Annotated in this window: 17 protein-coding genes and 1 tRNA gene; 8 read left to right on the forward strand and 10 right to left on the reverse strand. The window is 42.2% G+C overall.

Annotated features, from left to right (window positions below; translation table 11 throughout):
- Positions 1-82 precede the first annotated feature (82 nt).
- A complete protein-coding gene (locus SU86_RS07335) occupies positions 83-3,007 on the reverse strand; it encodes a peptidase (protein WP_148550838.1) in 2,925 nt (974 codons plus the stop codon).
- 84 nt (positions 3,008-3,091) lie between these two features.
- Here SU86_RS07335 and SU86_RS07340 point away from each other — a divergent pair, with 84 nt between their 5' ends.
- On the forward strand, positions 3,092-4,441 hold the full coding sequence (locus tag SU86_RS07340; RefSeq protein WP_048189373.1) for a cation diffusion facilitator family transporter: 1,350 nt from the start codon (positions 3,092-3,094) through the stop codon (positions 4,439-4,441).
- Here the strand turns inward: SU86_RS07340 and SU86_RS07345 are convergent.
- Positions 4,438-5,604 (reverse strand): ZIP family metal transporter, encoded by a 1,167-nt coding sequence (locus tag SU86_RS07345; protein WP_048188568.1) that lies wholly within the window; start codon positions 5,602-5,604, stop codon positions 4,438-4,440. The genes SU86_RS07340 and SU86_RS07345 overlap by 4 nt on opposite strands.
- On the reverse strand, positions 5,604-6,548 hold the full coding sequence (locus tag SU86_RS07350; RefSeq protein WP_420887336.1) for a multicopper oxidase domain-containing protein: 945 nt from the start codon (positions 6,546-6,548) through the stop codon (positions 5,604-5,606). The genes SU86_RS07345 and SU86_RS07350 overlap by 1 nt, the downstream gene beginning before the upstream one ends.
- Positions 6,549-6,759: 211 nt before the next feature.
- Here SU86_RS07350 and SU86_RS07355 point away from each other — a divergent pair, with 211 nt between their 5' ends.
- Positions 6,760-7,260, forward strand: coding sequence for a hypothetical protein (locus SU86_RS07355; protein ID WP_048188569.1), 501 nt, complete (start codon positions 6,760-6,762; stop codon positions 7,258-7,260).
- On the opposite strand, the gene SU86_RS07360 is transcribed toward SU86_RS07355, so the two are convergent.
- From SU86_RS07360 to SU86_RS07370, 3 genes are read right to left on the reverse strand one after another with little or no spacing between them, the layout of a single operon-like run.
- Positions 7,253-7,546, reverse strand: a complete 294-nt coding sequence (locus SU86_RS07360) for a hypothetical protein (protein ID WP_052755613.1) — start codon at positions 7,544-7,546, stop codon at positions 7,253-7,255. The two genes, SU86_RS07355 and SU86_RS07360, sit on opposite strands and share 8 nt — an antisense overlap.
- 7 nt (positions 7,547-7,553) lie before the next feature.
- Positions 7,554-8,894: a VWA domain-containing protein gene (locus tag SU86_RS07365; protein ID WP_048188571.1), complete on the reverse strand. Its 1,341-nt coding sequence runs from the start codon at positions 8,892-8,894 to the stop codon at positions 7,554-7,556.
- Complete coding sequence (locus SU86_RS07370) at positions 8,881-10,491, reverse strand: AAA family ATPase (RefSeq protein ID WP_048188572.1); 1,611 nt, start codon at positions 10,489-10,491, stop codon at positions 8,881-8,883. The genes SU86_RS07365 and SU86_RS07370 overlap by 14 nt, the downstream gene beginning before the upstream one ends.
- A gap of 98 nt (positions 10,492-10,589) precedes the next feature.
- Here SU86_RS07370 and SU86_RS07375 point away from each other — a divergent pair, with 98 nt between their 5' ends.
- From SU86_RS07375 to glmS, 3 genes are read left to right on the forward strand one after another with little or no spacing between them, the layout of a single operon-like run.
- Complete coding sequence (locus SU86_RS07375) at positions 10,590-11,198, forward strand: 30S ribosomal protein S13 (RefSeq protein ID WP_048188573.1); 609 nt, start codon at positions 10,590-10,592, stop codon at positions 11,196-11,198.
- Positions 11,199-11,209: 11 nt separating this feature from the next.
- Positions 11,210-11,752, forward strand: a complete 543-nt coding sequence (locus SU86_RS07380; protein ID WP_048188574.1) for a 30S ribosomal protein S4 — start codon at positions 11,210-11,212, stop codon at positions 11,750-11,752.
- A 47-nt stretch (positions 11,753-11,799) separates the two neighbouring features.
- Positions 11,800-13,560, forward strand: coding sequence for a glutamine--fructose-6-phosphate transaminase (isomerizing) (glmS, locus tag SU86_RS07385; RefSeq protein ID WP_048188575.1), 1,761 nt, complete (start codon positions 11,800-11,802; stop codon positions 13,558-13,560).
- On the opposite strand, the gene cobT is transcribed toward glmS, so the two are convergent.
- The 3 genes from cobT to SU86_RS07400 are packed head-to-tail and all read right to left on the reverse strand — an operon-like array spanning position 13,547 to position 15,870.
- Positions 13,547-14,611, reverse strand: a complete 1,065-nt coding sequence (gene cobT / locus SU86_RS07390; protein WP_048188576.1) for a nicotinate mononucleotide-dependent phosphoribosyltransferase CobT — start codon at positions 14,609-14,611, stop codon at positions 13,547-13,549. The genes glmS and cobT overlap by 14 nt on opposite strands.
- Positions 14,612-15,226: a hydroxyacylglutathione hydrolase family protein gene (locus tag SU86_RS07395; protein WP_048188577.1), complete on the reverse strand. Its 615-nt coding sequence runs from the start codon at positions 15,224-15,226 to the stop codon at positions 14,612-14,614.
- A complete protein-coding gene (locus tag SU86_RS07400) occupies positions 15,223-15,870 on the reverse strand; it encodes an NAD(P)H-hydrate epimerase (protein WP_048188578.1) in 648 nt (215 codons plus the stop codon). Before SU86_RS07400 ends, SU86_RS07395 begins: the two co-directional genes overlap by 4 nt.
- 73 nt (positions 15,871-15,943) lie before the next feature.
- On the opposite strand from SU86_RS07400, the gene SU86_RS07405 reads away from it, so the two are divergent.
- Positions 15,944-16,543 carry a translin family protein gene (locus SU86_RS07405; RefSeq protein WP_048188579.1) on the forward strand — a complete coding sequence of 200 codons (600 nt, stop codon included), beginning with the start codon at positions 15,944-15,946 and terminating at the stop codon, positions 16,541-16,543.
- Positions 16,544-16,654: 111 nt separating this feature from the next.
- Here SU86_RS07405 and SU86_RS07410 read toward each other — a convergent pair.
- Positions 16,655-16,739, reverse strand: a tRNA-Leu gene (locus SU86_RS07410).
- A gap of 49 nt (positions 16,740-16,788) precedes the next feature.
- Here SU86_RS07410 and SU86_RS07415 point away from each other — a divergent pair.
- Together SU86_RS07415 and eno are read left to right on the forward strand one after the other, a co-directional pair.
- Positions 16,789-17,025, forward strand: coding sequence for a DNA-directed RNA polymerase subunit N (locus SU86_RS07415; protein WP_048189376.1), 237 nt, complete (start codon positions 16,789-16,791; stop codon positions 17,023-17,025).
- Positions 17,026-18,264 (forward strand): phosphopyruvate hydratase, encoded by a 1,239-nt coding sequence (eno, locus tag SU86_RS07420; RefSeq protein WP_048188580.1) that lies wholly within the window; start codon positions 17,026-17,028, stop codon positions 18,262-18,264.
- Positions 18,265-18,266 lie beyond the last annotated feature (2 nt).

Raw genomic sequence — 18,266 nt, forward strand, 5'->3', positions numbered from 1 at the left:
TTCTATGAAAGAAAAGTTGACTCGAATATGCTCTTGTTGAACCTTTTTTGACCTCATTTTACCATACCAGTTTTTTGCAAAATTATTTTTTGTTTACCATAAATGTTACCTTACCAACATTATACTTTTGATATTGTATGTCAACAGAGTACTGGCCGGTCGGAGAGTTTGGTTTTAGTGATATTATGGTTTTGTAGCTGCCTTGCTTTGTGGCAACTGCGTACAGATCTGATGATTTGCCATCCGGTGTTTGCAGTGTGAACTTGATCTTGGTTCCCGGCTTGTAGTTTTGCATCTTACCACTAAGTACCACATCCTTTGTCTTTCCAGGAGATGGTAAAGTGTAGGACTTGGCATCAAGTTTTGCAGTGCTTGAGGTGACAAGCTTTTGTTTTGACGGAGTTTTGCTAAGACTAAACGTATTTGATTGGCCAGACGAATCCCTAAAGTCATTATACTTTAGATCGACTATTCCGCCTGCTGGCGATATGAGTTTGGTACCATCCTTATTACAAATCTTTGATGGCATCTTGAATACGCCCTCAAATCGACCTGTGTTTGGACCTGTCTCAATTAGCGAGAATCCACTTGCCGCAAGTCCTCCGGTTTCCACGCCTCCAATGGTGCATCGCTTGAATCGAATGTCCTTAATTAATACCTCAAGTAGGATGCCTCCGCTTGAGCTGCCAACAGTATCCACGTTTGTAGAGGCAGAATCATCAATTACAGAATAGATTTCAATGGTATCGTGCTTGAGATTAAGGTCAGGATCATCTAGTATTACGGTAACTGGATGGCCAAATCTGAACACGTTTGATGCGGTTGACACAGAGCCAGAATGAGTTTGGATATCGCTCTTTGATGATACACCGGTTGTCAGCCCTGTCTGTGCAACATCTGAATATGCAATATTAATTCCTTTTTCATCAATTAGTCTTTGGTTTACAAAGAATTTCACATCATCATCAATTGGTCGCAGTATCTTGATGACATTTACATCAAACTGGTTTAGCTGGTTTGCAATTACATATTCCATTGTACCAGTAAATGTGGCAGAGTTGGATGATGTCTCTTGCAGCTCAAATCGATATATTCCATTAACGATGTCTTTGTTGTTTTTGTTTCCAAATGAAAACAGATCAAACACGATTGGTTGAGTATCGGTCTCAGTAGAGACAGATCCTTGTGCTGCAGAGTTGTTTGATGTGTCAAAGTTGATCACCAAAAATGCAGTTCCGGATTTTCCTGCAATTGCACTTGCTGCGGCATTTGGCAATTGCACAAATCCTTGGGCCCCAGTCATATTAGCTGGACTGACTAGAGTTATCGGTGTTGCATCACCCAATCCAAAGAACAGTGAGATCGTAGTATCCGAATAATCAGTTATTCCAAGCTGGTTTTGTATGGATCTGAGATCATAGTTGACCCAGTTTGTTCCTTGATCACCTGCACTGGTTCTAATCAGCAGGTTTTGGAGATCTGTTGCGGATAGTCCTGTACTAAGTGAGAGCTTCTCAAAGCTTTGATTTACGATTCCAGTGGAGGATCTTGTATCCAGAATTAATCTATCAGATGCTTTGTCTGGAACGGATGAGCTAACAGAGTTGCCACCAGTCAATACATCAGTAGATAACGCATAGATTTTGACGCTTCCAGCACTTTGTAGTGTTGCCGGATTTCCTATTGTTAATGACGGAATTAGCGCTGAGCTCCTAAAGACGTCTAGCTTGTCTTTTGCCCCAGAGTTGACGTTTTGGTCAGGATCGTTTACCGTCACTGCTACTTTTTGCCCAGAGACAGGCTGGTTTGTGCCTACAGAGATGTTTGCATCACTTAGGCCAGACACAATGGATGTTGATTTTTGGTCATATTCTATACTGGCAGACTGTCCTCTTGGAGCCGTGGATAGAATCTTTACAGAGGATAAATCAGAAAAGTCAAAGTTCTCAAATGTGCCTGTGTTTGGTTGCGATTCCACAAATGTTACGATTTGACTAAATGTTGTGGTTCCATCAGTTGCAGTTGCCGTTTGATGTCCGTTTGCTTGGAGTTGTGCAACAGATCCAAGGCTCATTGATACTTTACCGTTGTTATCAAACCCAAGACTAGATAGTTTTGAGATCAAATTAGTAAGACCAACACTTCCGGTTGCCGCATTTGCGCCATTTTCAGTAAACGCTGCATAAAAGACGGTTTGTGGTGAGCCAATATTGAATGTCCAGGAATCTCGTGATGTTGGGTCTTGGTTTAGCTGCATGTCCTTGATGGTAACAAAAACCTGGGAGCTTGGAGGATAGTTTGTCCTATCCAAAGTTGTTGTGATATTTGGAATCTCATCGTATTGTAAGGTGACGGTTTGTGTTCCACCTGCCGCATTATACTGAATCACAACATCGTTGTTGAAAGAATATAGTTGTATGATCGGCCAAACATTTGCGTTTAGTCCTATTTGCCCTGTAGAAATTGCAGAGTTTGTGTTAATTGATTTCGGACTTCGAACCACATTATTTACAGTAGATCCAGCAGGAACTGTGGTGCATGTGGAAAATCCCGAATCGCCATTTGTTGCACCAGTAGCGCCAGTCCTTGGAATTGCCACACCGTCAGATTCCGAAAATGATGGTCCAAACGCTGTTGTGTCTTTGCTGCAAAATTCTCCAAAGTCAAGGCCTTTTCCTGCAGCACCGACTCCGGCATCAACTATTGTCTGGTCTGCTATTTTGGCCTTGTCCAGATTTGCAAAGTATGCATACCATTTACCATCGGTTGCCTGGACCATTCGGATGTTTTTGCCGTTTAGTGTAACGTCTGGCTCTCCTTTGCCAACGCCGGTATCAGCAAGGCTTGGGTCATTAATCACCACCTCTACTACCATCGTGCCTGCAAAATGATTGGTATAGTACGAATTTTCCGCAGATACGTACAGATTTGGGTTGGCAGCATGTGCCGATCCCAGCAACGGAACTAGTAGGAATCCTAATACCCCAAGTAATGCCAGTTTGTTCAATTTATCTTCGATTTTGCTCTCATCCAAGATAACGTTTCCGTATGATTTATTCGTAAACCAAGCAATCAATTGTCATTGGAAAATATTTTGCTGAAAAGAACAGGGGCGCTAAAACTATCGCTTGTCGCAATCTTGTCAGCATTTGTAGTGGAGCTTGTCTTTGGAGTATTATCGAACAGTCTTGCACTACTGACCGATAGCATTCATGCATTGCTAGATAGTGTTGTGACATTGGTTTTGTTATTGGCCGCAAGGTTTGCGATCAAACCACCAGACGCAGAGCACACCTATGGTCATGGTAAGGTAGAATCTCTCGGCGGGCTGATTGGTGGAATTGCCATTTTTCTTATTGCCTGTTTTTTTATTTTTGAGGCAATCATCAAGATTCAAAGTCCAACACATCTCGGAGTGATCGGGCCATTAGCACTGATTGGTGCTGCATATACGATATGCGTTGATGTGTTTAGGATAATTTTGCTAAGGCGCGCAATATCAAAGATTGGTGGAACCACGCTAAAGGCGGACTTTTACCATGCGTTTTTGGACTTGGGCTCCACACTTGTTGTAATAGTTGGAATTGTATTGATCACATTTGGCTTTGAGCATGGCGACTTTGTTGCAGCACTGATTCTTGGTGCATTGCTTTGTGTACTTAGTGTCAAGCTAGTATATCGAACTGCCCAAGAGCTCACAGACGTGATATCGCCAGAGATGGTAAACAAGGTCCAAAATATTGCACTAGCAACGGAAGGAGTCGTAGAGACCGGCCCTATTCTTATGAGAAGATCAGGTGACTCGATATTTGCGGATGTAACTGTGTCACTACGGGCAGATGTCAGTTTTGATAGGGCGCATGAGATATCAAGTACAGTTGAGAAAAACATCAAAGACCACATTGCCAACTCGGAGATTACAGTCCACTTTGAGCCTAGCTGGAAAAACGTCCCAAACGAATCCAAGATTTACGACATTGCGTCCGGCGTTGCAGGCGTCAAGGGCATACACAATGTTAGTCAACACACCTCAAATGACATGACGTTTGTGAGCCTTCACGCAATGGTGGATAGGCAGATGAGCCTGAATGACGCACACCACATCTCAGAGATAATTGAGGAAAAGATTCATCATACTCTGCCGGAAATTCAGCATATCACCATACATTTGGAACCACACATTGCAATACCAAAAGATCTCAAACTACAGGGCACAAATGATGAGAAGATAATTCAGCTCCTAAAACAGCATTCTGAAGTAAAAAAAATTGGTACCATAGTTACTTTGAACTTTGATGAGCTGGTAAAAATCGACATTGATTGTTCTTTTGATAAAGACCTATCAATAGAGCAGGTCCACGATCTTACATCTCAAATAGAACAAGACATTAGGAATCATTTCAAGAACTCAGTAATAACAATACATCCAGAGCCATTCTAGACTAGAATGCTGGTGAGATACATTATGATCATTCCGACTGCAATTCCTGCCGCAGTTGGTGCTGATAGTAATCCTTGCTCGTCTTGTTTTATCCATTTTAGTATGGCAACCACTACCTGAAATATTGCACCTGCCCCAACTGAGAGAAATATTATTGCCATGATTGGTGAGTACTGGAATCCTCCAACCCATGCACCCAAAATTGCTGGCGCTCCCGCGATAAATCCCATCAGGGCTAGTTTTTTTATCATTGGCTTTTGACGAGCCATTGGAGCAGCTATTGCCAGACCTTCTGTGGTGTTGTGGATAGTAAATCCAATTATCAAAAATGTGCTCAATGCTACCTCTCCTAGGCCAATTGCCGCGCCTATTGCCAGTCCCTCACCAAGATTGTGCAAGCCTATTCCAATTGCAACCATCAATGCAATTGCAACCGACTTGGATGCAGATGATACTCGGCTTACTAGTTTTTCCGCAGTATAATAGAGCCCAACAAAAGAGCCTACCACCACAGTTGCGATCAATAGCTGTCCGTTGAATGCACCAGAGAGTCGCTCAGCTGAAATTTCAAAGCCTTCCTCGATTGCATCAATTCCCAAAAATATCAATAACCCGGCAGTTAGCGCCAAAAAGAACTTGTATTTTGCAGGACTCATCTTGGCAATGAATGGGAACCATAACAATCCAATCATGACTGGTATGATTCCAACGTAGGTTCCAATTACTGCAAAGTATGATGCAAGCTCAATGCTTGGCTTCATTGCAGGTGCTGCGGCCTCTACTGATTGTGCAAAACGTGTTCCGTCATTTACAGTAAGTCCTATCTCATATGGTTCTGCCTCATTCCACTCAAATGGGATTCTGACCAGAGCTGTTTCAAATCGGGATAGGTGTGCATCTGGTTCTATTGCGGCAGGATAAATTCGATCATTGACATCTGCTTGTGCAATGGAAAGATCAATTGGTCCAGTGTTTCGCACAGTAACTTGGATCTCGGATTTTACAAACTCTATTCTTTCTATACTGATGTCAGGTAGTGGAATACCAAAGTTTAACAGATCAGCGCCAGGCCCAAACAAATACAGAATCATTGCAGCCAGCAAAACAATCGGAATTATTCCTGCTGCCAGAACCTTTGCCTTTGAGGTCTTTGCAGATTCCATTATTGCGCTACCTCGTCTTTGACTAGGAACAGTCCAGTCCAGCCCTTTTCAGCAAACTCGGTCTTGTGAGCGTGGAACATGAACTTGCCAGGCATATCATAGGTAAACTCCATTATTCCACGCTCGCCTTGCGAAAACGTCATCATGTCGGTAAATGCGCTAGGCATATCATACGTGCCTGTTGGGTAATAATGATACAGATTTCCATGAAGGTGAAAATTGTTAATCTGATCAAATTCCAACATGTTAACGACATACAGTCTTACCAGCTCACCAGTCTTGATCTGAATTGGATGGTGCTGATAGTAAAACGGAATTGTGTTTGCAGCATAGAAATTGTTCTCAGTATCAAAGTCAGTATCAAATCCATTTAGGACCATCACCATTTCGTCCGCTTGTGGTCTTGGCTCTTTTGGATCAACGATATACACGCCATACAATCCATGAGAGATATGCTCCTCTAGTGGCATCACATGACAGTGATACGGATGAACGCCGACTGGGCCTGCCTCAAACTCGTAGGTAAACTGTCCACCGTTTCCGCCTACCGGCTCAAATACTCCGTCCATTTCAGCTGCATGAAATCCATGGAAATGTATTGTGTGCTGCTTTGAGCCTTGATTGACGAATTTTACTTTGACCCAGTCCCCTTCTGTTGCGCGAATGGTTGGTCCTGGCACGGTTCCATTAAAGGTCCAAACATTATAGAAAACGCCTGGCGATATCTCCATTACTTTGTCATCGTTGGCGATTATGGTGTATTCACGTACGGTCTTGCCATCAATGTTGGATGTTCTGCCATAATTGAATTCCCGAAGATACTTGTCTGGATCAATTTCAACTGTTTGCGCAGTATAGATAGGATCCAGTACCTGTCCGGTTGTTTTGATTACAGCTCCAGAATGAGTCAGAAATGTTTTTTCTTGGTTTGCATTAATTTGCATTGGATAAACAAAGTAAAGCGTAGCTAGGATCGCAGTTACTGCTAGAGCAAATATCATCTTTGAGAACGGCTTCACTATTATATGATAGCAAAATTGTTTATTTAAAGTTAGCCTAGGCTAAATTTGTTAGCCAAGACTAAATTTTTAGGCACAAAATTCCCAACAAATTGCCCCTCAATACCAATATAGAGCATAAGGACGGCAGTGATTAATGAAAAAAGCGCCACTGATTCTCTTTGTTGGGGGAGCACTAGTTGCAATAGGAATGGTCCTATCATATACAGGTGCGTCATTTATCTCAGGACAAATATCAATCAAGGAATCACTGCTAAACAGCACAATTCCTGCCGAGCTACAAAAAGAGCTAGACCCATCAATTACCAACAAGGGCGCATTTGTGATTCGCGCAGAAGGATTTGAAAAGACATCGCTTGTTGCAAATCTGTATGATCCAAGCGGCACAGAGATTGCAACAAAGCAGATAACACAAGTATCAACTGAGGAATATTTCGATATTGAAGGTAGGGGCGACTACAAACTAATAGTGCAAAATTCAGGCCCAGAGACTCCAATAGTTTTGGGACTAACCCACATGCCAGACAAGGCACTAATTGCAATAAACATGCTTGGCCAATCCATGATCATATCTGGATTTGTCGGAGTCGGAATTGCCGCAATATATGCGCTAAAGAACAGAAAGAAGTCTAGTTAAGATAGCTGTCAAGCTCTGTTAGTCCATCAACTACACCCTTGTAGTTTTCATCGTTTTCCATGAATTTTGCTAGTTTTTCAGAATCGACTCCATATGTAGTGCCAGATACAATGACAAATCCGGTTTCTATTAGGTATTCAAGTCTGGTTTTGATTTCAGGTTCTGGTATTCCAAGTGTTGATGACAGTAGGGCGGATTCTTTTGGCCCAGATTCTAATTCTGCCATTATAATTGAAACATCTGGATTAAACAGTGAATCTGCTACCTTTGATTTGTCATATGACATGGACAGGCTAGTTTTTTGAGCCTAATATCTTCTTGGTGTTGTAAAGATAGTCAATTACCAAGACCCGGTCCATGTTGTTTTGGTTTATGTGGTATGTCTTTCCCTGTAAGGCTTTTTCCATTTGCTGCACATATTCCAATAATTCCATTTCCTCGCTAACCACAATAGAGTCGATTTGGATGTTTTCACGGATGCATTTTTTTGCCTCAGATACGGTTCTTTCATCTACTTTGGGGTCGACTTTTTTGTATCTATAACAAAGATAGACCTGAGTGCCCAGGTTTTGGTCGATCTTGAGGTTGCGCTCTGATCTTATTTTTGATAGTAGTGAATCATTTGGAACGTAAAAGTTTGAGTATGGCTTTTCAGATAGAATGGACTCTTTTTGAGAGTCATTATCAACAAAGCATGCACTTGGCTGCCCATCGGTTATCATTACGATTCTTTTGTTTTTTGCACTAGTTCTTTGTAAGATTTTTTTTGCTAGGCGAAACGCTGCCTGATAGTTTGTATAGTGAAGGAATTCATCGTTTGCATCATATGTTTTCAAAAACGGAATGTCAAGCGGATCTATCAGTGATGCCATTGATGCAAAGCCAACTATACTGATGGAATCATTTGGGAAAAATCGATTGTTCAAAACATAAAGACTCCACAGTGCGCGCTTGGCCGCCTCGATTCTGCTCATGCCAGAACTATCCAAAGAGGATTTCATTGTAGAGCTCAAATCAATACAATATACGATGGCCGCAGAGACATCCTCCGTGGTTTCATATTCCTCATAGTCATCAACATCCAGATCTAGTGGGAACTCGAGTGACTTTGCCTGTTTGCTGAGCCGTTGAATCGTATTTAGTAGGCTTGATGATACATTTAGGAGTTTTAGGTCTCCACCAAGCTCAAACTTTTTTGTAGTATCCAGTATTGTGGTGCCAACACCTATGGATTTAGTCTCATGCAGGCCAAATTCGCCTGGCTTTAGCTGATTTAGCAGATCTCGCAGAATTTGGTTGCCTATTGCAAAAAATCCCTTTTTTGCAAGCCAGTTTTTTTCGTCCTTGAGATATCCATGTTCCATCAGATATTTCGTGATGGATTTTGTGTCATCGCTTTGAGGTACAGAATCGGATTCGGTTTGGGTTTGCTCCGTGCTGGATTCTTTGATCTCACCTTGCAAGATAGATTCCAGTTCTTCAAGGCTTGGTGCTTTTTCCCGCATGGACTGTTTTGCAAGACTTTGCATTAGTTTTTCAATTGTGTTTTGGTCTAATCCTTCCTTTGGTGTTTTATTTTGTTTTTCCTCGGTGCTGGACTGGTATACGAAATTCTTGAGATTATGCTGCAACATAGCCTGTGTCTTTTTTGTCGATGATCTTTGGGGTAAGATAATACAGTCCATCCAGAACTATTTCCAAGACTGCCGATCTAAACTCAGAGTCGGTCTTTTGGTCTAGTGTGATGTTTTGGTTTGGAATTTTGCCTGCGAGGCCTGACTGTTCTTGGAGCATTTTCTCTGATTGAAATTGTATGATTTTGGACAGATTGGCAAATCCCAGAAGCTGGTTGGAATATGATGCGGATCCGTTCTGCCAAACCATTCCCTGTGATACTTGGAATGTCTTGCCAGAGAACTCTTGCTTTATTGCATCCAGTGTTTCTTGTGGAATGGCCTGTACGTATTCCAGTGTAGTCTCTTTGATGGAATCATTCAAAATTGACTCGAATACTTTGCGGCGATTTTCCAAGGTGTCATCTATTTCCGATAGCTCAAATTTTGCAATCTGCCCCAAGCAGTACATATCAGAGTGGCGAGGCACTGGAATTAGCTTGTGTGATATTGAGCGTGTTCTCTCTGATTCTCCAACCAGTAATTCCAGACCATGTATTCCAAATCTTACGCTAACACCCTTTGCCTGATTGATCTCAGGATTTGCGCGAGCCTTGTGTACAAGTCTTGCCAGAGTTTTTAGGACAAATACAGGAATCATGCAGTTTGCAACTTTTGCCTCTTGCAGTATGATGCGCATCTCATCGGAGATGGTCTTTGGATAGTGAGTATGGATATGTGATTTTAGTCGGTCGTATAGCGGCTCGATGATTTTGCCCGAATGGGTATAGTCAATTGGGTTTGCTGTTGCAAAGAATACGGTTTTTGGCTCAAAGACTACAGGGTATGAACCTGTGGTGTATTTTCCCTCTTGTAGTACTGATAATAGTGCAACCTGTTTTCTTGGGTCCAGTACTGGCAGCTCATCAATGCAGAATATGCCATGCTTTGCCTGCAGTAATTGTCCTGGAGAGTACGAGTCGACTTTGAACATTTCAACTCCTTTCTTTGCTACTTTAATTGCGTCGATATATCCAACCAAGTCCTTGACAGAGATGTCAGGTGTTGCCAATACATAGCGGAATCTTTGGGCACCCTCAATCCAAGATATCTTGGTGTCTAGCTTGTGGTCTTGGATTTTTTTTGCACTCTCTGGGCTGATATGAAATGTAGGTGTTGTACACGTAGGCTCTTGTCCATCTAATAGTGAGATAAGATCAGATGCTGGAAGATCCATCGGAGTATCATTTGTAATAGAGCCATCAATCACTGGAATTGGCGATAAGAGGTTTTTTGCAATCACTTCAACTAGTCGGGTCTTTGCCTGACCGATCTGCCCAATCAAAAACACATCATGGCATGAAAGAATCGCTCTATCCAATGCAGGAACAACGTCGTCATCATAACCCAGTATTCCAGGATATTTGTCTCCGCCCATCTTCATTGTGTTAATCAGGTTTTGTCTTAGCTGCTCTTTTGCAGGCACGAGTTTGTAGTTGATTTGGAGCAGATCCCTAATTGTCTTAATTGATTGATGGTCCTCCGGTAGTCCGGCCTTGATCTCAGTATACTTTGGCGCAGAGCCAAACGAATGTGAGACCAGTTGCGATGCTTCCAAACAATAATGATTAGTTTGTTTTACGTAATAATATTACTGAGAAAATCCGCTTTAGGCAAGGCAGGGTTTTTATCACGGTCGATTCGATTCCCCAATACTTGTCAGCACAAGACTATAGACACATTGTAAGAATTGTCGGAAAGGACATTCCGGGAGACAAAAAGCTCTCAGTTGGCCTGACCCAAATCAAAGGTGTCGGTTATAATTTTGCCAATGCAATAATTGGGGTTTTAGGACTAAATCCAAACAGCAACATTGGCTTTCTCACAGAATCTCAAGTAGAATCAATCGAAAAAACACTAAAGGACCCAGTCTCCGTTAATTTCCCATCTTGGTTATTCAATAGAAGAAAGGATGTTGAGACAGGCACCACAACTCACCTTATCACATCAGATGTTGCATTTACAGTAAGAAACGACATCGAGCGAGAAAAGCTCGTAAACAGTTGGAGAGGATTCCGACACATGTATGGATTAAAAGTTAGAGGACAACGAACACGAACCACAGGCCGTAAGGGAGCATCAGTGGGTGTAAAGAAGGGAGGCAAGGTATTGCCTGCCGGAGCTGCACCAGCTGCCACAGGAGCTGAAGCAGCTGCCCCAGCCGCAGGTGCTGCACCAGCTGCAGCTCCAGCGAAAGGAGCTGCCCCAGCCGCAAAACCGGCGGCCGCACCAGCTGCAAAGCCAGCTGCGGCACCAAAGAAATAGAGGGAATGTGAATGGGAGATCCAAAATATCCAAGTCGAGTCTGGAGAAAACCAAAGCGCCCACTCAACTATGATTTCATGATGGAGGACCTCAACACACTTGGAACTTATGGTCTAAAGAACAAACGCGAACTATGGAAGGCAAGAACTGAGCTGTCCAGAGTAAGACACCAAGCAAGATCATTATTGGCACTCAGACAAGAAGTAAGAGAACAAAAAGAACCAGTATTGATGAAGTCACTTGTAAGAATCGGCCTAGTAAAGGAAGACGCAACACTTGATGACGTTTTGAATTTAGAAATAAACAACCTGCTTGACCGCAGACTACAGACAATTGTTCAGAGAAAATTCACGTTCAAGACACCATACCAAGCACGACAAGCAATTGTCCACGGCCACATCACAATCGGAGACAGAGTAATCACAGTTCCATCATATACCGTAAATATAAAAGAGGAATCAGGCATTGAGCTATCGCCAAGATTTAAGATTCAAAGCTCAGCCCCACCAGTAGAGGTTGAAGTAAAAGAAGAAGCACCCGCTGCTGAATCATAAGTAAAGCTTAATCCTAAATACCCTATTCTTCTAAATTAGTACAGAAAATGTGTTCTATTATCGGCTATTATGGAGACGGTCCGGCAGCCCCAATCTTGGTTCGCGGCTTGAAGCGAATGGAGTACAGAGGATATGACAGTGTAGGTGTTGCCACAAAGTCAGACCACGACATTGCACTCAAAAAAGGAGTAGGCAAAGTAGACGATGTAAACAATGCACTACATTTGGATAATTTGCCAGGCCACATTGGCATTGGCCATACCAGGTGGGCAACACATGGAAATGTCACAGATGTCAATGCACACCCACATCCTAGCAGCTCAGGTAAAATAGCCATCGTACACAATGGAATAATCGAAAATTATGATGAGCTAAAAGCTGATCTACAAGCAAGAGGCTACAATTTCAAGAGTCAGACAGACAGCGAAGTCATTGCAAATCTTTTACAGTTCAACTATGATCAGTGCCACGACATAAAACAATCCATGATCAGAACTATGTCAAAATTAAAAGGCCATTATGCTTTTGTTGCAATGTTTGAGAATGGAATGCTTGCAGCCGCAAGATATCATGAACCATTAATCGTTGGGATTGGCAAAAATGGGTTCTTCCTTTCTAGCGATGTTTTGGGATTCATAGAGAAAACAGACGATGCCATCTATTTGGACAATGGTGAGTTTGTCATGCTGGATAGAATAGGAATTCAGATTTATGATTTTGAGGGAAACGCAGTAAAGCACCAAGTAACCAAGGTGTCAAAGGAATTTGCAGATGCATACAAGGGTGACTATGCGCATTTTACTCTAAAAGAAATATCAGAGCAGCCAGATACCATCATACAGGCAGGCGACAAATCAGCAGATGCAATCAACACTGCAACTGACTTTATCAAGCACGCAAGAAACATCTACATCACAGGCAGCGGCACCAGCTATAATGCAGCACTGGTTGCAAAATACCTCTGGCAAAAGCACGCCAAAATAAAAGTTGAGCCAATCATATCCAGTGAGCTGTCATTTACGCCTGAAACAATAGATCCAAATTCCATTCTGATTGCAATATCACAAAGTGGTGAAAGTGCAGATGTACTAGAAGCAGTGAAAATTGCAAAAAAGGCAAACGCCAAGATTTTATCAATTGTAAATATTTTAACATCATCTTTGGCCCAAGAATCTGCCGTAGTGATCGGTATGGGTTGTGGTCCAGAAATTGGAGTGGCTGCAACAAAGAGTTTTACTGCACAACTTGGCATAATATACAAAATTACAAGAAAGCTTTGTGATGGCTGCATCAATGTAGACTCGACAAAGATCTCAGACTCTGTTGGCAAGGTGTTATCAGATCAAACAAAGATAAAGGAAATCGCAAAAGAGCTCAAAGACGTCCAAGACATTTACATTTTGGGCAGAGCCGTCCACTATCCAATCGCATTGGAATCGGCACTGAAGCTAAAGGAACTATCATACATTCATGCTGAAGGCATACCAGGAGGCGAGCTAAAGCACGGACCACTTGCACTGATGGACTCTAGTGTTTATGTGATAATTATCAATCCAAACGATTTCACATACAATGACACCCTAACCAGTGCCCGCGAAATAAAGGCAAGAGGCGCCAAGATAATTGGAATCTCGGATAAGCCAAGTGATGTGTATGATCATTGGATACAAATCCCGACAATTGATGATGCCCTTTATCCGCTAATTGAGATAATTCCAATCCAATTGCTATCGTATTATTCTGCAATAGAAAAAGATACAGACCCAGACTATCCAAGAAATCTGGCAAAATCAGTTACTGTGAAATAGTCTCGGAGTATTGCTGCTCGGCTAACACAAGTAGTTTCTCTGAATCAATTCCTATCTTTAGCATTGCAGCAAGCGATGCACCGCCTGCGCCAACACCCTCTTTAACAAACCCATTGGCAAATGCCTTGAGCCCATCTATTTTTGAGCGCCCAAGTGCCAATTTTACCGAAAAGACCGGAATCGTATCTATTTGGGAGACCATCTCGATTAGGTTTGCGGATTTATCATCTATGATGTATGATGTGGTGGCAAGTGCCACATTATCCCTGTGATATCCAGTTATTTTACCAAATGCCAAAGCAGCTGCCATCTGCGTGCCGCCTGCCAGAATAACTTTGGTTTGGGCAGATGCGGTGCTTAGAATTCCTGCAACCGTTGGGATCATTGGATCACCACAGTTTGCTACAACATCAAATTCATTTGTAGAATCAATTCTTTTTGCAGCATCACTTGCTATTTTTTGTTTTAGTGATAGTGGATTTTCCTGCATGCTACTGCTTACCATTCCATTGATGCCAAGTGATGTGAGAACTGCCTGTGCAGTGGTGGTACCACCAGGGATGCTCTCGCCAATCACCAGACAGTCGGTAGTTGAGCCAAGGCTTCTGCCGATCATTCTGCCATATTCAACGGCATGAGTCACATCATCTAAAGACATTGCAGGTTCGAGCGCAATGTTTCTTCCATGAGATAGTCCGGTTTCAAAACACGGTAGTTGCGGCTGGATTTTGCTTCCAGCATTTATTATGATGTTTGGTATGCTTGCAGATTCTAGTGCTGTTTTTGTCAGCAATGCAGGTGTTGGCTTGCCATCAGGCGTCATTGGTATGGCGTTTATGCACTTGCAGTATCCAAAATTCAAAAATTCAGCATCAGCTGGCGATGTGTATGGCAATACTTCCGGTGTCTTGCCAGCTACGGTGATTCCAGGAATTGTACACGTATTTGTATATGATATTACCAATGAGAAGAGAAATGGTTTTTTTTCTAATTTTTCTAAGAATTCTTGCCCCCTTTGCTTGTCAACAAAAATCTCGACGTCTTTGTGCAATTATCCAATACCCATTATTTCCAAGAATTCCGCCTCGGTTCTCGGCTGCATCACAAAGTTCATCTTTTTTTGCGTGCCCAAAGTTGAGCTCGGAGTAGAGCCATAGTTATGTCCAGGATACATGAGCAGATTATCATCCATTTTTCTCAATATATCGACCAGACTGTGATATAGTTCCCTAGCATCACCACCAGGTAAGTCCACTCGTCCACATGTTCCAACAAAGAGGGTATCACCTGAGAATATTTTGCCATCACCTACCAAACACATGCTGTCCTTGGAGTGTCCAGGGGTGTGGATTACAGTAAGCTCCGAGTTGCCAAATTTTATTTTCTGGCCATTGGATACTTCGAGATCATGCTTTATGGTTGAAGTTTTGTATTGCATGATTGGAGCATTTGTTTGTGCTTTCATGGTTTCATTTCCTATCGTATGATCAAAATGATGGTGTGTGTTTACAATGTATTTTATTTTGAGATTGTTTTTTTGTATTGTTCTCATTATTTCATCAAGGTCCCATGACGGATCAATTATAATTGCCTCGCTGGTGTCCTCATCCTCCACAACATAGGTAAAGTTCTGCATGCTACCTACCGGAATTTGATGGACTATCATAGTACGCCTATTTCGGCTTCTGTGGGTATGCCAATTTTTTCAACAAAGATAATTCCACAAAGATCTTTTCGTTTTGGCATACCTCTTTTCATTTTGTGAAATGTCACGGTAACATCTGCTGTAACATACTTGTCAGCAGTGTTTCCAGTGTCAGGGTCCAGCCCACTTGGAACATCGACTGCTATTTTGAATGCATTTGTTTTGTTGATAAGATCAATTGCTGATGCATGCGGCTCACGAATTTGTCCAGTAATTCCAGTTCCTAGTATGCCATCAACTATGATATCCACATCAAAATTGGTTGCATCTGCAGGGCCAAAGCCCAATTGAACGGACTTCATCTTTTCTAGGATTTGCCAGTTTGTTTTGCATTCGATTGTCTTGATGTCTGATGGATTGCCCAACAAAACCACAGTAATTTTGGCGCCATATCCAGTCAGATGTCTTGCGACAACTAGAGCATCACCCCCATTATTGCCAAGGCCAGCAAAGACTAGAACCCTTTTTGATGAAACATCTGGGAATTTTTCTAAAATTCTTCTGACCATGGATGCGCCAGCATTTTCCATCATTAGTTGCCGCGGGAATCCCATCTGGTGCCCGTTTTCTTCTATTTGGTACATTTGTTTAACAGTAATCTCCATGCTAAAGCCAAATTCTTGACATAAAATAAGTTATTTGAAAACGACTTTATTCTAGGGTGATAAAATCACGCCAATGGATTCAACAAAGCGATCGCTTCAAAAAATCTCAAAGACACTTGAGAAAAGCCTGAATGAGCGAGAGGACCTAATCAAGAACACCCGCCAGATAATCACTTTATGTAGCGAATCCATCATTGATTGTCACAAAAAAGATACCAACTCGGCTGCAAAAAAAACCTTGCAGGCAAAAAAACTATTAGAACAATATCGAAAAAACATCGACAAGTCTCTGTACAAGTATTTGATTCCATCTGAGCAGGAATTCGTAGAGGCGTCCTCATTTTTGGCACTAATCCAAGGCAAGAACATCCCAAGCCCAGAGGCACTTGGCGTAAAAGACGAATCCTTTGTTTTAGGTCTGCTTGATTGCATCGGCGAGATGCGACGAGATGTTTATGATAAAATTCGAATTGGAAAATCAGAGGACGCAAGAGAAATGTTTGAGAAAATGGACGAATTATACCTGATGCTTTATCCATTTGCATATTTTGATAAAGTAGTCAAAGAGGCAAGAAGAAAGCTTGACGTAAACAGAATTCTAGTTGAGGAAACAAGAATCGCAATCACAGAAGAGATTAGACGATCAGATCTAATCAAGAAATTAAAAAAATAAAAATTTTTTTGCAAAACCATACATTTCCGACCTCCATTTATTTACGCACAAAATCTCCATTTTTTTCCCAAAAACCTCCATTTTCCTCCATTTATTCAAAAAGTGAGGAAATGCGGGAAGTGGGATTTGAACCCACGAAATCCTAAGATACTAGCCCCTCAAGCTAGCGCCGTTGGCCGGGCTTGGCAACTCCCGCAGCAAAATTCCATGGATGGTTTTTATAACCTTACTTGATTTTTGAGATCGTGTTAATCCCAGTCAGATGTTTCACTTGTGGAAATCTAATTGCTGATAAATACGACGATTATCAAAACAGAATCAAAGCTGGAGAAGAGCCAGTCAAAGTTTTAGATTCACTTGGTTTGAAAAGATACTGCTGCAGAAGAATGATGTTGACAACAGTAGAGACAATGCAACAAATCATTCCATTCTATGAGGCAATCCAAAGACGTTACTTGGAAGTTCAATCCGAGTTAGAGTAAATGCCAAAGATCACATCAATAAGAGGCAGACTAGTTTACAATAGCCGCGGTAGTAAGACAATTGAAATTGATGTCATTTCCGATAAAAAACACCTAGGTCGAGCCTGCGCACCATCCGGCGCAAGCGTTGGAAAGTATGAGGCGCAGAGTTTTGCAGACAACAAGGCAGAAAAAAGCCTCCAAGTTCTAAACAAGAACATCAAAAAGTTTGTCGGACTAGATTCGGATGATCTAAAATCGATTCAAAGGCAGATAAGAAAAATCGACAATACTAGTAATTATTCCAAAATAGGCGGTGCCGTAGCATATGCGCTCACCATAGCATCCATTGATTCTGCGGCAAAGGCGCAAGATGAGCCATTCTTTAAGGTAATATCTCAGACAAAAAAATGGAGATTCCCATTCCCGCTTGGAAACATTCTGGGTGGCGGAGCACACGCAGGACCTGGTACCCCTGACATTCAGGAGATCCTGATCTGCTCAATTGGTGCAAAGACACCTCGGGAATCAATAGAGATGAACCTGACAGTACACAAGGAGCTTGGCAAGACACTTCAGAAAGACAATCCGCGCTTTACCAATGGACGGGGGGATGAGGGCGGATGGGCACCAGAAATGGACAATGAGCGGGCCTTGGAAATATCTGCCCAGGCAATTGAGAGTCTTGGGTTTACTATGGGCAAAGAGGTAGCACTTGGTGTAGACTTTGCGTCATCCACACAGTGGGATGAGAAAAAGAAAAAATACGTTTACGAGCGAGCCGGCTTTGAGAACACGTCAGAAGAGCAAATTGATTTTGCTGCAGATATCATAAAGAAATACAAGCTCATCTACGCAGAGGATGCAGTCCATGAGGAGGCATTTGGAGACATGGCAGTTTTGGCAAAGAAATTCCCAAAGACATTTGTCACAGGTGATGATCTTACCGTCACAAACCCCAAGATTCTCCAAAAGGCAGTGAAGAAAAGATCATGCACCGGTGTGATCCTAAAGGTAAACCAAGCAGGAAGTCTTTATGACGCGCTGGAATTTGCGCAGATTGCAACCAAGAACAAAATAGGAATCATAACATCTCACAGATCAGGCGAGTCAACAGATTCCCAGATTTCCCACATTGGTATTGCAACTGGCTCCAAGATGTTAAAGGTCGGAGTAGTTGGTGGTGAGAGAGTCTCAAAACTAAACGAACTCATTCGTCTATCAGAGCATGATTTAATACGCGGTATGGCAGAGGTTTAAAA

Origin of the sequence: Candidatus Nitrosotenuis cloacae (assembly GCF_000955905.1) — an archaeon.
Taxonomy (GTDB): domain Archaea; phylum Thermoproteota; class Nitrososphaeria; order Nitrososphaerales; family Nitrosopumilaceae; genus Nitrosotenuis; species Nitrosotenuis cloacae.

Coding starts and splice junctions, on each gene's coding strand:
- SU86_RS07350 (WP_420887336.1), bottom strand. CDS start 6,548: ATGCAAATTAATGCAAACCAAGAAAAAACATTTCTGACTCATTCTGGA.
- eno (WP_048188580.1), top strand. CDS start 17,026: ATGCCAAAGATCACATCAATAAGAGGCAGACTAGTTTACAATAGCCGC.
- glmS (WP_048188575.1), top strand. CDS start 11,800: ATGTGTTCTATTATCGGCTATTATGGAGACGGTCCGGCAGCCCCAATC.
- SU86_RS07365 (WP_048188571.1), bottom strand. CDS start 8,894: ATGTTGCAGCATAATCTCAAGAATTTCGTATACCAGTCCAGCACCGAG.
- SU86_RS07355 (WP_048188569.1), top strand. CDS start 6,760: ATGAAAAAAGCGCCACTGATTCTCTTTGTTGGGGGAGCACTAGTTGCA.
- SU86_RS07400 (WP_048188578.1), bottom strand. CDS start 15,870: ATGGAGATTACTGTTAAACAAATGTACCAAATAGAAGAAAACGGGCAC.
- SU86_RS07405 (WP_048188579.1), top strand. CDS start 15,944: ATGGATTCAACAAAGCGATCGCTTCAAAAAATCTCAAAGACACTTGAG.
- SU86_RS07395 (WP_048188577.1), bottom strand. CDS start 15,226: ATGATAGTCCATCAAATTCCGGTAGGTAGCATGCAGAACTTTACCTAT.
- SU86_RS07380 (WP_048188574.1), top strand. CDS start 11,210: ATGGGAGATCCAAAATATCCAAGTCGAGTCTGGAGAAAACCAAAGCGC.
- SU86_RS07345 (WP_048188568.1), bottom strand. CDS start 5,604: ATGGAATCTGCAAAGACCTCAAAGGCAAAGGTTCTGGCAGCAGGAATA.
- SU86_RS07360 (WP_052755613.1), bottom strand. CDS start 7,546: ATGTCATATGACAAATCAAAGGTAGCAGATTCACTGTTTAATCCAGAT.